Genomic DNA, 13,460 nt, shown 5'->3' with positions numbered 1-13,460 from the left:
TATGCTTTGGCAGCTTGCCCAGATGCTTTGGGTGGGTGGCCTGTGGTTGTTGCACATTGGCGTGGTACCGGCGCTGGGCCTGATTGGTCTGGCGCCGTTGCTGATCGATGAAATCGATGGATTATTGAGCGCGTTGCTGGTGAGTTTCGCAGCGGCGTGCGTGACGCTTCAGGCGCTGGTGCTGATCAAGGCCGAAGGCTTGGGGAGTTTGTGGCGGGATATTCGCGGGCAACTGCTGTTGATGGCGCTGTATGCATGCGCGATGTTTTGCGTGGTGCGTGTATGGCTGCCGGAAGCGTTGCGCTGGCAGTTATTCAGCTATCTTGTGCTAGGGTTTTCCGGCCTGGTGCTGGTCATGCAGCCGGCGCCCGGGTGGAGTGGCGGGGCGCGCGAGGCGCGCCCGTGACCCTTGTTGTCATTTGAAGCGATGAACGTTCGACAGTTGCTTGTTGACGCTGAAGTTCTTGCGATACAGCAGCGCCATCTTGCCGATGACCTGAACCAGGTCCGCCTTGCCCACCTTGCACAGTTCTGCAATGGCGGCCAGGCGCGCTTCGCGGTCAAGGATGTTGACCTTGATCTTGATCAGTTCGTGATCGCCCAGTGCGCGTTCAAGTTCGGCTAACACACCTTCAGTCAAACCGTTGTCTGCCACAATCAAAACTGGTTTCAGATGGTGGCCAATGGATTTGTACTGTTTCTTCTGCTCTTGAGTGAGCGGCATAATCTGACCCCTGCGTCTGATCTTGTAAAAAGCGGCGGCCAGTTTACCCGAGCGAGTCCGGGACCGCCCAGTTAATCACGACCCGTTTTATTTTCGAGGTGGCCCGTGGCCCGTTCCAAAACTAGCCTTAAGTGGCTGCAAGAGCATTTCAACGATCCTTACGTCAAAAAGGCGCAAAAGGATGGCTATCGTTCCCGGGCCAGCTACAAGCTGTTGGAGATCCAGGACAAGGACAAGTTGATTCGTCCAGGCATGAGCGTTATCGATCTTGGTGCGGCCCCTGGTGGGTGGTCCCAGGTGACCAGTCGTCTGATTGGTGGTCAAGGTCGCCTGATCGCTTCCGACATCCTCGAAATGGACAGCATCCCGGACGTGACCTTCGTTCATGGCGACTTTACCCAGGACACCGTGCTCGCCCAGATCCTCGAGGCTGTGGGAAATTCGCAGGTAGACCTTGTGATTTCCGACATGGCCCCCAATATGAGTGGATTACCGGCCGTTGATATGCCGCGGGCCATGTTCCTTTGCGAATTGGCGCTGGATCTGGCGGGTCGGGTGTTGCGTCCTGGTGGCGATTTCCTGGTGAAGGTGTTCCAGGGAGAAGGTTTTGACGAGTACCACAAGAACATCCGCAAGTTGTTCGACAAGGTGCAGACGCGTAAGCCTGACTCTTCCCGGGACAGGTCCAGAGAGCAATACTTGCTGTGCCGCGGCTTCCGTGGTGTCGAAGGCGCGGCGAGTGAAGAGCGTTTTTGAGGAATTCGAGGAGGGCGATAGGTTTTTTTATATCGCTTTCGTCACGAAGCTTTACGAATATTGTGTAGTCAAAGTTTCACAAAGGGTTACAGACGGCGCCTGCCAGAGTTGTAGGTAATGTAGTAAGTTAGGCCGGTGAATATCATGCGAAGCGCGCGCCAGTAGCGGAGCTTGCTTCAGAGGGTAGTTAATTGAACGATATGGCAAAGAATCTGATCCTGTGGTTGATCATCGCGGCTGTCCTCGTGACGGTGATGAACAACTTCTCCAGCCCTAACGAGCCGCAGACCCTCAACTATTCCGACTTCATCCAGCAAGTTAAGGATGGCAAGGTCGAGCGCGTAGCGGTTGATGGCTACGTGATCACCGGCAAACGCAACGATGGCGACAGCTTCAAGACCATTCGTCCGGCAATTCAGGACAACGGTTTGATCGGCGACCTGGTGGATAACCACGTGGTTGTTGAAGGCAAGCAGCCTGAGCAGCAGAGCATCTGGACCCAGTTGCTGGTCGCCAGCTTCCCGATCCTGGTGATTATCGCCGTGTTCATGTTTTTCATGCGCCAGATGCAAGGTGGTGCGGGAGGCAAGGGCGGGCCGATGAGCTTCGGCAAGAGCAAGGCGCGCCTGCTCTCCGAAGACCAGGTGAAAACCACCCTGGCTGACGTTGCTGGTTGCGACGAAGCCAAGGAAGAAGTCGGTGAACTTGTAGAGTTCCTGCGCGACCCAGGCAAGTTCCAGCGCCTGGGCGGCCGTATCCCTCGCGGGGTGCTGATGGTTGGTCCTCCAGGTACCGGTAAAACCTTGCTCGCCAAGGCGATTGCCGGTGAAGCCAAAGTGCCATTCTTCACCATTTCCGGTTCTGACTTCGTCGAGATGTTTGTCGGCGTCGGTGCCAGCCGTGTTCGCGATATGTTCGAGCAGGCCAAGAAGCACGCACCGTGCATCATTTTCATCGACGAAATCGATGCCGTAGGTCGTCATCGTGGCGCTGGCATGGGCGGCGGTCATGATGAGCGTGAGCAGACCCTCAACCAGTTGCTGGTTGAGATGGATGGTTTCGAGATGAACGATGGCATCATCGTAATCGCCGCGACCAACCGTCCGGACGTGCTGGACCCTGCGCTGCTGCGTCCAGGTCGTTTCGACCGCCAGGTGGTGGTTGGCTTGCCGGATATCCGTGGTCGCGAACAGATCCTGAAAGTCCACATGCGTAAAGTGCCGATGGGTGACGACGTGGCTCCGGCCGTGATCGCCCGTGGTACCCCAGGTTTCTCGGGTGCTGACCTGGCCAACTTGGTAAACGAGGCTTCGCTGTTTGCGGCCCGTACCGGCAAGCGCATCGTTGAAATGAAAGAATTCGAGCTGGCGAAAGACAAGATCATGATGGGCGCTGAGCGCAAATCCATGGTCATGTCCGAGAAAGAGAAGCAAAACACCGCTTATCACGAAGCTGGCCACGCCATTGTAGGGCGTGTGGTGCCTGAGCATGACCCTGTCTATAAAGTTTCGATCATTCCTCGTGGTCGGGCGCTGGGTGTCACCATGTTCCTGCCGGAGGAGGATCGCTACAGCCTCTCCAAGCGTGCGCTGATCAGCCAGATCTGTTCGCTGTACGGCGGTCGTATCGCTGAAGAGATGACCTTGGGCTTCGACGGGGTGACCACCGGTGCCTCCAACGACATCATGCGTGCCAGCCAGATTGCACGGAACATGGTGACCAAGTGGGGGTTGTCGGAAAAACTCGGTCCGTTGATGTATGCCGAGGAAGAGGGTGAAGTATTCCTGGGTCGTGGTGGTGGCGGTCAGAGCGCCAGCTTCTCTGGTGAGACAGCCAAGCTGATCGACTCCGAAGTGCGCAGCATCATTGACCAGTGCTACGGTACGGCCAAGCAGATCCTGACCGACAATCGCGACAAATTGGATGCGATGGCTGATGCGCTGATGAAGTACGAAACCATCGATGCCGATCAGATCGACGACATCATGGCTGGCCGTACACCGCGTGAGCCTCGCGATTGGGAAGGTGGTTCAGGTACCTCGGGTACTCCGCCAGTGGTGCAGAATGAACGCCCTGAAACCCCGATCGGCGGCCCCGCAGCTGACCACTAAGGTTTGAAATGACTTTTGCGTTGTCCTCTACCCGGTTGCCTTGCGGCAACCGGGTTCTTGATTTGGCCCAGACACATGTCATGGGCATTCTTAATGTCACCCCTGATTCCTTTTCTGACGGCGGCCGCTTCAGCCAGCTGGACGCAGCGTTGCGTCATGCTGAGTCGATGGTGGCTGCAGGAGCGACCCTGATTGATGTCGGTGGTGAGTCCACTCGGCCTGGCGCTCGCTTTGTTTCTCCGTTGGAGGAACTGGAGCGCGTGGCGCCGGTTGTCGAGCGCATTGCTCGTGAACTGGATGTCATCATATCGGTTGATACATCCACGCCAGCGGTGATGCGTGAGGCAGCGCGCCTGGGTGCGGGACTCATCAATGACGTGCGTTCGCTGCAGCGTGACGGTGCCTTGGATGCGGCGGCGGCGTCCGGCCTTCCAGTGTGCCTGATGCATATGTTGGGTGAGCCCGGCAACATGCAGGACTGCCCTCACTATGACGACCTGGTGGGTGAAGTGAGTGGGTTCCTTGCTGCGCGGATCGCGCAATGCGCCACTGTTGGTATCCCGCTTGAGAAGATCATCCTTGATCCCGGGTTCGGGTTCGCCAAGACCTTGCAGCACAATTTAAGCCTGTTCAAGCATATGGAAGCTTTGCATGCCCTTGGTCGGCCCCTGTTGGTTGGGGTTTCGCGCAAGAGCATGATAGGGCTCGCCTTGAATCGTCCGGTGGGTGAGCGGTTGTACGGTGGCCTTGCACTTGCGGCGCTTGCGGTAACCAAGGGCGCGCGTATCTTGCGCGTGCATGATGTCGCCGAGACCGTCGATGTGGTGCGAATGATCGCCGCTGTAGAATCAGCCGAATAAGAATGATGGAGCACTTATGACTAAAAAATACTTTGGCACCGACGGTATCCGTGGTCGGGTCGGCGAATATCCGATTACTCCTGATTTCATGCTCAAGCTGGGTTGGGCGGCCGGTATGGCTTTCCGTAGCATGGGCGCATGCCGCATCCTGGTGGGCAAGGACACCCGTATCTCGGGTTATATGTTTGAATCGGCACTGGAGGCGGGTCTGTCCGCTGCCGGTGCTGACGTTATGCTGCTGGGGCCGATGCCGACCCCGGCGATCGCATACCTGACGCGTACTTTCCACGCTGAAGCCGGTATCGTGATCAGTGCTTCGCACAATCCCCATGACGATAATGGCATCAAGTTTTTCTCGGGGCAGGGCACCAAGCTGCCTGACGAGATCGAGTTGATGATCGAAGAGCTTCTGGATGCGCCGATGACGGTGGTCGAATCCAGTAAGCTGGGCAAGGTGTCGAGAATCAATGACGCGTCTGGCCGTTATATCGAATTCTGCAAGAGCAGTGTGCCAAGTAGTACCAATTTTGCGGGGTTGAAGATTGTTGTCGACTGCGCCCATGGTGCGACCTACAAGGTGGCGCCAAGTGTATTCAAGGAATTGGGTGCGCAGGTTACCGTGCTGTCGGCTCAGCCTAACGGGCTGAACATCAATGAAAACTGCGGCTCGACCCATATGGAGCAACTGCAGGCAGCCGTTCTGGCTGAGCATGCCGACCTGGGTATCGCGTTTGATGGCGACGGTGATCGTGTCCTGATGGTTGATCACACCGGTACCGTGGTTGATGGCGATGACCTGCTGTTCATCATCGCTCGCGATCTGCATGAGCGTAACAAGCTGCAAGGCGGCGTCGTTGGCACGCTGATGAGTAATCTCGGGCTTGAGCTGGCCTTGGCCGAGCTGGGGGTTCCGTTTGTTCGTGCGAATGTGGGTGACCGTTATGTGATCGCCGAACTGCAGGAGCGTAATTGGCAGGTGGGTGGCGAGAACTCGGGGCACGTGGTGTGCTTCCAGCACACGACTACGGGCGACGCCATTATTGCCGCGCTACAAGTGCTGCTGGCATTGCGTCGACGCGACGAGAGTCTTGCCCAGGCGCGTCAAGCCCTGCGCAAATGTCCGCAAGTGTTGCTCAATGTGCGATTTGCCGGTGGCGATAATCCGATCGAGCACCCTGCTGTCAAAGAGGCCTGCGAGCGCGTGACCCTGGCGATGGCGGGACGTGGTCGCGTATTGCTACGCAAGTCCGGTACGGAGCCTTTGGTGCGCGTTATGGTCGAAGGCGAGGATGAAACACAGGTTCGGGGGCACGCCGAAGACCTGGCAAAACTGGTAACTGAAGTTTGCGCCTGAATTCGGCTTGCCAGTGATGATGTGGTTGGGTAACATCTGCGCCCACTTTGACCGACGAGGTACAGCATGCGTCGCACTATGGTAGCTGGTAACTGGAAGATGCACGGTACCCGCGCCAGTGTCGCTGAGCTGATCAATGGCCTTCGTCACTTGGCCTTGCCTAGCGGTGTTGATGTTGCGGTTTTCCCGCCTTGCCTGCATATCACCCAAGTGGTTGATGGCTTGAAAGGTAAGTCGATTCAGGTCGGCGCGCAGAATTCTGCAGTGGAAGCCATGCAAGGTGCTCTGACGGGTGAAACTGCACCAAGTCAGTTGGTCGATGCGGGTTGTTCCTACGTGCTTGTCGGGCACTCCGAGCGCCGTCAGATGATGGGTGAGCGTGATGGAACGCTCAACCGCAAGTTCGCGGCAGCACAGGCTTGTGGCCTGATTCCAGTGTTGTGCATAGGGGAGACCCTTGAGCAGCGCGAGTCGGGTAAGACTCTTGAGGTTGTCTCGCGTCAGCTGGGCAGCATCATTGAAGAGTTGGGTGTTGGTGCATTTGCAAAGGCAGTAATTGCTTACGAGCCGGTCTGGGCCATTGGTACCGGGCTGACTGCTACACCGCAACAGGCGCAGGATGTGCACGCAGCCATCCGCGCGCAGTTGGCGGCAGAGAATTCTGAAGTCGCACAAGGTGTGCGTCTTCTATACGGCGGCAGCGTGAAGGCGGCCAATGCGGTCGAACTGTTCGGCATGCCGGATATCGATGGGGGGCTCATTGGTGGAGCCTCCCTGAATGCAGATGAGTTCGGTGCGATTTGTCGCGCCGCGGGAAACTGAAAAAATGCTGGAAACAGTCGTAGTCGTTTTTCATCTGTTGGCTGCCCTGGGCGTAGTTGCCCTGGTTTTGTTGCAACAGGGTAAAGGTGCGGATGCTGGTGCGTCTTTCGGTGCAGGTGCTTCAAATACTGTATTCGGAAGCCAAGGTTCCTCTACCTTTCTTAGTAAGTTTACTGCTATACTTGCCGCCGGTTTCTTCATAACCAGCTTGGGGTTAGGTTACTTTGCTAAAGAGAAAGCTCATGTGCTGACTCAAGTAGGTCTCCCAAACCCAGCAGTGTTGGAAGTGCCAAAAGCAAAACCGGCTTCTGATGATGTCCCGGTGCTTCAAGAGCAAAAGTCGGCTACTCCAGCGACTGACGTACCTCCAGCTCAAGAGCAGAAGTAAGAAGGGTTGTAAACGCTGTATTGCCGAGGTGGTGGAATTGGTAGACACGCAACCTTGAGGTGGTTGTGCCCATAGGGTGTAGGGGTTCGAGTCCCCTTCTCGGTACCAATTATCAGGAGAGCCCGCTGTTGCGGGCTTTCTTGTAGGTGGAAGGTTACATTGACCCTGTAAGGGATCGGTCGTATACTTCCGCCCCAGCTTTGTCGCGGGGTGGAGCAGTCTGGTAGCTCGTCGGGCTCATAACCCGAAGGTCGTCGGTTCAAATCCGGCCCCCGCAACCAGTTTTAGCGGAGCCCCTTTTAAGGGGCTTTTTGTTAGCTGGACACTTTCAACGCCGCTGTTCGACGGCGTTTCAAGGATGGGCGTTTCGCCCATTTTTTTATTTTGCACAGCATGCACATACATGCACGAGGGGGTTCAGGTGTCGAGCAAGCTAGAAGAGTTGCAGGCCTTGCTGGCCCCGGTGGTCGTGGCCCTAGGCTATGAATGCTGGGGTATTGAGTTTTCGGCTCAAGGTCGCCACTCAATGTTGCGCGTTTATATCGATAAAGAGGGCGGCGTGCTGGTGGACGATTGTGCCATTGTCAGTCGTCAGATCAGCGGTGTCCTGGATGTTGAAGATCCAATCGCCGTTGAATACACCCTCGAAGTTTCCTCGCCAGGCATGGAACGCCCACTGTTCACTATTGATCAGTTTGCAAAATTTGCCGGTGAACAAGTGAAGATCAAGCTGCGATCTCCCTTTGAAGGGCGACGCAATTTTCAGGGCCTTCTGCGCGGTGTAGAAGAGCAGGACGTCGTGGTGCAGGTAGAAGACCATGAGTTCCTGTTGCCGATCGATATGATCGACAAGGCCAACATTATTCCCAGTTTTGACTGAGACGCGGATCCCGCGGATCCAATGGCTTGCGAAAGGCGAGGCGTACGATGAGCAAAGAAGTACTGCTGGTTGTTGAGTCGGTATCCAATGAAAAGGGCGTACCGGCAAACGTGATTTTTGAAGCGCTGGAGTTGGCCCTGGCCACTGCTACCAAAAAGCGTTTTGAAGACGAAGTTGATCTGCGTGTGGAAATCAACCGCCACACCGGTGCCTATGAGACTTTCCGTCGCTGGACGGTCGTCGAAGAAGCCGATCTTGATGATCCGGCCATTGAAACCTGGCCAAGCAAGGTTGCTGAAACGCATCCTGGTGCCAAGGTGGGTGATGTTGTCGAAGAAAAGATCGAATCGATCGAGTTCGGCCGTATTGCTGCACAGACCGCCAAGCAGGTCATCGTGCAGAAGGTTCGCGAAGCCGAGCGCGCTCAAGTCGTTGACGCCTATCGCGAGCGCCTGGGAGAAATCATCTCGGGTACTGTGAAAAAAGTTACCCGCGACAACGTGATCGTCGACCTGGGCAACAACGCCGAAGCGTTGCTGGCCCGTGAAGACATCATCTCTCGCGAAACCTTCCGTGTCGGCGTGCGTCTGCGTGCGCTGCTCAAGGAAATCCGCACCGAGAACCGCGGCCCTCAGCTGATCCTGTCGCGTACCGCGCCGGAAATGCTGATCGAACTGTTCCGTATCGAAGTGCCGGAAATCGCCGAAGGCCTGATCGAAGTCATGGCTGCGTCCCGGGACCCGGGTTCGCGCGCCAAGATCGCGGTCCGCTCCAAGGACAAACGCATCGACCCGCAGGGCGCTTGCATTGGTATGCGCGGTTCGCGCGTCCAGGCAGTGTCGGGCGAATTGGGCGGTGAGCGTGTGGACATCGTCCTGTGGGACGATAACCCGGCGCAGTTCGTGATCAACGCCATGTCGCCGGCTGAAGTGGCGGCAATTATCGTTGACGAAGATGCCCATGCAATGGACATCGCCGTTGGCGCAGACAATCTGGCTCAGGCCATTGGTCGTGGTGGTCAGAACGTGCGTCTGGCCAGCCAACTGACCGGCTGGACCCTGAACGTGATGACCGAATCGGACATCCAGGCTAAGCAGCAAGCTGAAACCGGTGACATCCTGCGCAACTTTATCGACGAGTTGGAAGTCGACGAAGATCTGGCGCAGGTGCTGGTAGATGAAGGCTTCACCAGCCTGGAAGAGATTGCCTACGTACCGTTGGAAGAAATGCTCAACATCGACGGCTTTGACGAAGACACCGTCAACGAGCTTCGCGCTCGGGCCAAGGATCGTTTGTTGACTAAAGCCATCGCTACTGAGGAAAAGCTGGCAGACGCCCATCCGGCCGAAGACCTGCTCTCGCTTGAGGGTATGGACAAGGATTTGGCGATGGAACTGGCGGTGCGCGGCGTAATTACCCGCGAAGACCTGGCCGAGCAGTCTATTGACGATCTGCTCGACATCGACGGCATTGACGATGATCGTGCCGGCAAGTTGATCATGGCCGCCCGAGCCCATTGGTTCGAGTAATTAGGCGCGGCCTGAGGAGAGAAGTGCATGACGCAAGTCACGGTGAAACAACTGGCCGATGAGGTCAAAACACCGGTAGAGCGCCTGTTGCAGCAGATGCGTGAGGCAGGTCTGCCGCACACCGCCGCCGATGAAGGTGTGAGCGATAGTGAGAAGCAGTCTTTGCTGACTCACTTGAAGAGCAGCCACAAGGCGAAAGTGGAAGAACCGCGCAAGATTACATTGCAGCGCAAAACCACCAGCACCCTGCGTGTTGCTGGTAGCAAGAGCATTAGCGTTGAAGTGCGCAAGAAGAAAGTCTTCGTGCAGCGCAGCCCGGAAGAAATCGAAGCCGAGCGTAAACGCGAACTGGAAGAACGTCGTGCAGTAGAAAATGCTGCTCGCCAGAAGGCTGAAGAAGAAGCCAAGCGTCGCGCCGAAGAAGAAGCGCGTCGCCAGCCTGCTGCTGCGCAACCTGCTGCCACTGATGCAGTCGCGGCCCCTGCTGCGCCTGTAGAAGCTGTGCGTGAGGCCGCTCCGGTTGCCGCTGCACCAGCACCTGCTGCTGACGCTCGTAAACGCGACGAACCTCGTCGTCCGGACAAGCCACGTGCCGACGATAACAATCGTCGCGGTGGTGGTGGTGATGGCGAGCGCAAAAACGCTCCGCATCGCGCCTCGGTCAAAGAGAAAGCGCCTGCGCCACGCGTTGCGCCACGGACTACCGACGAAGAAAGCGATGGCTTCCGTCGTGGTGGTCGCGGCAAGGCCAAGCTGAAAAAACGCAACGCCCACGGTTTCCAGAGCCCAACCGGCCCTGTCGTGCGTGAAGTGAAGATCGGCGAGACCATCACTGTAGGCGACCTCGCCCAGCAGATGTCGGTCAAGGCAGCTGAAATCATCAAGTTCATGTTCAAGCTGGGCACCCCGGCCACCATCAACCAGGTACTGGACCAGGAAACTGCCCAACTGGTTGCGGAAGAGCTGGGCCACAAAGTGACCCTGGTCAGCGACACAGCCCTGGAAGATTCCCTGGCCGAGTCCCTGAAGTTTGAAGGTGAAGCCGTTTCCCGTGCACCAGTCGTGACCGTAATGGGCCACGTTGACCACGGTAAAACTTCCCTGCTCGACTACATTCGTCGTGCCAAGGTTGCAGCAGGTGAGGCTGGCGGTATTACCCAGCACATCGGCGCCTACCACGTTGAAACCGATCGCGGCATGGTGACGTTCCTCGACACCCCAGGTCACGCCGCGTTTACCGCGATGCGTGCCCGTGGTGCCAAGGCGACCGACATCGTGATCCTGGTGGTCGCAGCGGACGACGGCGTGATGCCACAAACCATCGAAGCCGTTCAGCATGCCAAGGCAGCTGGCGTACCGTTGGTGGTGGCAGTGAACAAAATCGACAAGCCGGGCGCTGATCTCGATCGCATCCGTAGCGAATTGTCGGTTCACGGCGTGACTTCTGAAGAGTGGGGTGGTGACACTCCATTCGTACCGGTCTCCGCGAAGATGGGTACTGGCGTTGACGAATTGCTTGAAGCTGTTCTGTTGCAAGCCGAAGTTCTGGAACTGACCGCTACTCCATCGGCTCCTGGCCGCGGTGTCGTGGTTGAGTCCCGCCTCGACAAGGGCCGTGGCCCGGTTGCGACCGTCCTGGTTCAAGACGGTACCCTGCGCCAAGGCGACATGGTGCTGGTCGGTTCGAACTACGGCCGTGTACGTGCCATGCTTGACGAGAACGGCAAGTCCATCAAGGAAGCTGGTCCGGCCATCCCTGTCGAGATTCTCGGCCTGGACGGTACCCCGGACGCTGGCGACGAGATGAGCGTGGTTGCCGACGAGAAGAAAGCCCGTGAAGTGGCTCTGTTCCGTCAAGGCAAGTTCCGCGAAGTCAAGTTGGCCCGTGCTCACGCCGGCAAGCTGGAAAACATCTTCGAGAACATGGGGCAGGAAGAGAAGAAGACGCTTAACATCGTCCTCAAATCTGACGTTCGTGGTTCCCTCGAAGCGTTGAACGGCGCCTTGAACGGCCTGGGTAACGACGAAGTGCAAGTGCGTGTTGTTGGTGGCGGTGTTGGTGGTATCACCGAGTCCGACGCTAACCTGGCACTGGCTTCCAACGCTGTACTGTTCGGCTTCAACGTGCGTGCCGATGCTGGCGCTCGCAAGATCGTCGAGCAGGAAGGCCTGGACATGCGTTACTACAACGTCATCTACGACATCATCGAAGACGTCAAGAAAGCCCTTACCGGCATGCTTGGCAGCGACGTCCGGGAAAATATCCTGGGTGTTGCCGAAGTACGTGACGTGTTCCGTTCGCCGAAATTTGGCGCGATCGCCGGCTGTATGGTTATCGAAGGCACCGTTTACCGTAACCGTCCAATCCGTGTACTGCGTGAAGACATCGTTATCTTCGAAGGCGAGCTGGAATCCCTGCGCCGCTTCAAGGATGACGCTTCTGAAGTACGTGCCGGCATGGAGTGCGGTATCGGCGTCAAGAGCTATAACGACGTCAAGGTTGGCGACAAGATCGAAGTTTTCGAGAAGGTTCAGGTTGCTCGCAGCCTCTAACTCGCGCACTTCAAGGGCCACGCCGCGTGTGGGCATGCAAATGCCCCGCGCCGCGTCCGGACTCTAAACGCAACGCCCGGTCTGGCTTTTGTCAGGCCGGGCGTTTGCCGCTTTCAGACCCCACGGATTTCACCGTGTGGCAGTAACAGGTAACAAGACATGGCAAAAGAATACAGCCGTACCCAACGTATCGGCGATCAGATGCAGCGCGAGCTGGCTCAACTGATCCGTCGCGAAGTCAAAGACCCGCGCGTTGGCCTGGTCACTATCACTGCCGTTGAAGTGAGCCGTGACGTGGGTCACGCCAAGATCTTCATCACCGTGATGGGCCAGGACAGCAGCGAAGAAATCGCGCAAAGCATCAAGGTGCTCAACGCTGCCGCCGGCTTCCTGCGTATGCAGCTTGCCCGTGAGATGAAGCTGCGCAGCGTGCCTCAGTTGCACTTCCACTACGACGAAAGCGTCGTGCGGGGTGCGCACCTGTCGGCACTGATCGAGCGCGCAGTGGCTGAAGATAATCAGCACCCGTCCACACCTGAAGACGCCAAGGAGTAAGCGGTGGCTCAGGTTAAACGTATCCGTCGCAATGTCAGTGGCATCATTCTGCTCGACAAACCCATTGGCTTTACCTCCAATGCCGCGTTGCAGAAGGTCCGCTGGCTGCTCAATGCCGAAAAGGCCGGGCACACGGGCAGCCTCGATCCCCTGGCCACCGGCGTGCTGCCGTTGTGCTTTGGCGAGGCCACCAAGTTCTCGCAATACCTGCTCGACTCCGACAAGGGTTACGAAACCCTGATGCAACTGGGCAAGACCACTACCACGGCCGATGCCGAAGGTGATGTTCTGCAGGTTCGCGACGTGACCGTTGGTCGTGCTGATATCGAAGCTGTTTTACCCGCTTTTCGCGGGCAAATCAGTCAGATACCGCCGATGTACTCGGCTCTCAAGCGGGATGGGCAGCCTCTTTACAAGCTGGCACGTGCGGGCGAAGTAGTGGAGCGCGAACCGCGTTCTGTTACTATTGCGCGCTTGGAATTGCTCGCCTGTGAAGGCGACACCGCCCGCTTGGCGGTGGACTGCAGCAAAGGCACCTATATCCGGACCCTGGTGGAAGATATTGGTGAGAAGCTCGGTTGCGGCGCGTACGTTGCAGAACTGCGACGCACACAGGCCGGACCTTTCAGCCTGGCCCAAACGGTCACGCTGGAAGAGTTGGAGGCGGTGCATGCCGAAGGCGGCAACGAGGCGGTTGATCGCTTCCTGATGCCATCGGACAGCGGTTTGCTTGATTGGCCATTGCTGCACTTCTCGGAGCACAGCGCGTTCTATTGGCTCAATGGCCAGCCGGTACGTGCCCCGGATGCCCCGAAATTTGGCATGGTGCGAGTACAGGATCATAACGGTCGCTTTATCGGTATCGGTGAAGTGAGCGAAGACGGGCGCATCGCGCCGCGTCGACTGATTCGGTCAGAATGACCGAACG

At 57.3% G+C, this 13,460-nt stretch carries 13 protein-coding genes and 2 tRNA genes; 14 read left to right on the top strand and 1 reads right to left on the bottom strand.

Annotated features, from left to right (window positions below; all coding sequences use genetic code 11):
- The first annotated feature begins 1 nt into the window (after position 1).
- Positions 2–406 (top strand): MFS transporter, encoded by a 405-nt coding sequence (locus A7317_RS24900; protein ID WP_069077027.1) that lies wholly within the window; start codon positions 2–4, stop codon positions 404–406.
- A gap of 9 nt (positions 407–415) precedes the next feature.
- On the opposite strand, the gene A7317_RS24895 is transcribed toward A7317_RS24900, so the two are convergent.
- A complete protein-coding gene (locus tag A7317_RS24895) occupies positions 416–724 on the bottom strand; it encodes a YhbY family RNA-binding protein (RefSeq protein WP_017139256.1) in 309 nt (102 codons plus the stop codon).
- A 105-nt stretch (positions 725–829) separates the two neighbouring features.
- Between A7317_RS24895 and rlmE the strand changes: the two genes are divergently transcribed.
- From rlmE to truB, 13 genes are all read left to right on the top strand, one after another.
- Entirely contained in the window at positions 830–1,480 is a 651-nt protein-coding gene (rlmE, locus tag A7317_RS24890) for a 23S rRNA (uridine(2552)-2'-O)-methyltransferase RlmE (RefSeq protein ID WP_015885924.1), read from the top strand.
- 200 nt (positions 1,481–1,680) lie between these two features.
- On the top strand, positions 1,681–3,591 hold the full coding sequence (ftsH, locus tag A7317_RS24885) for an ATP-dependent zinc metalloprotease FtsH (protein ID WP_032803717.1): 1,911 nt from the start codon (positions 1,681–1,683) through the stop codon (positions 3,589–3,591).
- 8 nt (positions 3,592–3,599) lie between these two features.
- Positions 3,600–4,451, top strand: coding sequence for a dihydropteroate synthase (gene folP, locus A7317_RS24880; RefSeq protein WP_069077026.1), 852 nt, complete (start codon positions 3,600–3,602; stop codon positions 4,449–4,451).
- A 16-nt stretch (positions 4,452–4,467) separates the two neighbouring features.
- The gene (gene glmM, locus A7317_RS24875; RefSeq protein ID WP_024077437.1) at positions 4,468–5,805 is read left to right on the top strand and encodes a phosphoglucosamine mutase; all 1,338 of its coding nucleotides are present in this window, start codon (positions 4,468–4,470) and stop codon (positions 5,803–5,805) included.
- Between the two features lie 66 nt (positions 5,806–5,871).
- Positions 5,872–6,627, top strand: a complete 756-nt coding sequence (gene tpiA, locus A7317_RS24870) for a triose-phosphate isomerase (protein ID WP_069077025.1) — start codon at positions 5,872–5,874, stop codon at positions 6,625–6,627.
- A 4-nt stretch (positions 6,628–6,631) separates the two neighbouring features.
- Complete coding sequence (gene secG / locus A7317_RS30325; RefSeq protein ID WP_010206600.1) at positions 6,632–7,015, top strand: preprotein translocase subunit SecG; 384 nt, start codon at positions 6,632–6,634, stop codon at positions 7,013–7,015.
- Between the two features lie 22 nt (positions 7,016–7,037).
- Positions 7,038–7,123 (top strand) — tRNA-Leu (locus A7317_RS24865).
- Between the two features lie 96 nt (positions 7,124–7,219).
- Positions 7,220–7,296 (top strand) — tRNA-Met (locus A7317_RS24860).
- Positions 7,297–7,436: 140 nt separating this feature from the next.
- Entirely contained in the window at positions 7,437–7,895 is a 459-nt protein-coding gene (gene rimP / locus A7317_RS24855) for a ribosome maturation factor RimP (protein WP_032865935.1), read from the top strand.
- 47 nt (positions 7,896–7,942) lie between these two features.
- Positions 7,943–9,424, top strand: a complete 1,482-nt coding sequence (gene nusA, locus A7317_RS24850) for a transcription termination factor NusA (protein WP_008057419.1) — start codon at positions 7,943–7,945, stop codon at positions 9,422–9,424.
- A gap of 27 nt (positions 9,425–9,451) precedes the next feature.
- Positions 9,452–11,977, top strand: a complete 2,526-nt coding sequence (infB, locus tag A7317_RS24845) for a translation initiation factor IF-2 (RefSeq protein WP_024077435.1) — start codon at positions 9,452–9,454, stop codon at positions 11,975–11,977.
- A gap of 159 nt (positions 11,978–12,136) precedes the next feature.
- Positions 12,137–12,532, top strand: coding sequence for a 30S ribosome-binding factor RbfA (gene rbfA / locus A7317_RS24840; protein WP_024077434.1), 396 nt, complete (start codon positions 12,137–12,139; stop codon positions 12,530–12,532).
- Between the two features lie 3 nt (positions 12,533–12,535).
- Positions 12,536–13,453 carry a tRNA pseudouridine(55) synthase TruB gene (truB, locus tag A7317_RS24835; protein WP_010562682.1) on the top strand — a complete coding sequence of 306 codons (918 nt, stop codon included), beginning with the start codon at positions 12,536–12,538 and terminating at the stop codon, positions 13,451–13,453.
- The last annotated feature ends 7 nt before the right edge of the window (positions 13,454–13,460 follow it).

It is taken from the genome of Pseudomonas fluorescens (assembly GCF_001708445.1).
Lineage (GTDB): Bacteria > Pseudomonadota > Gammaproteobacteria > Pseudomonadales > Pseudomonadaceae > Aquipseudomonas > Aquipseudomonas gorinensis.
The sequence above is the reverse complement of the archived record's forward strand: the minus strand, read 5'-3'. Positions and strand labels throughout refer to the sequence as shown.

Excerpts from the sequence above, each read along its gene's own strand:
- ftsH (WP_032803717.1), top strand. The coding sequence starts at position 1,681 with ATGGCAAAGAATCTGATCCTGTGGTTGATCATCGCGGCTGTCCTCGTG.
- glmM (WP_024077437.1), top strand. The coding sequence starts at position 4,468 with ATGACTAAAAAATACTTTGGCACCGACGGTATCCGTGGTCGGGTCGGC.
- nusA (WP_008057419.1), top strand. The coding sequence starts at position 7,943 with ATGAGCAAAGAAGTACTGCTGGTTGTTGAGTCGGTATCCAATGAAAAG.
- secG (WP_010206600.1), top strand. The coding sequence starts at position 6,632 with ATGCTGGAAACAGTCGTAGTCGTTTTTCATCTGTTGGCTGCCCTGGGC.
- tpiA (WP_069077025.1), top strand. The coding sequence starts at position 5,872 with ATGCGTCGCACTATGGTAGCTGGTAACTGGAAGATGCACGGTACCCGC.
- A7317_RS24900 (WP_069077027.1), top strand. The coding sequence starts at position 2 with ATGCTTTGGCAGCTTGCCCAGATGCTTTGGGTGGGTGGCCTGTGGTTG.
- folP (WP_069077026.1), top strand. The coding sequence starts at position 3,600 with ATGACTTTTGCGTTGTCCTCTACCCGGTTGCCTTGCGGCAACCGGGTT.
- rbfA (WP_024077434.1), top strand. The coding sequence starts at position 12,137 with ATGGCAAAAGAATACAGCCGTACCCAACGTATCGGCGATCAGATGCAG.
- infB (WP_024077435.1), top strand. The coding sequence starts at position 9,452 with ATGACGCAAGTCACGGTGAAACAACTGGCCGATGAGGTCAAAACACCG.
- A7317_RS24895 (WP_017139256.1), bottom strand. The coding sequence starts at position 724 with ATGCCGCTCACTCAAGAGCAGAAGAAACAGTACAAATCCATTGGCCAC.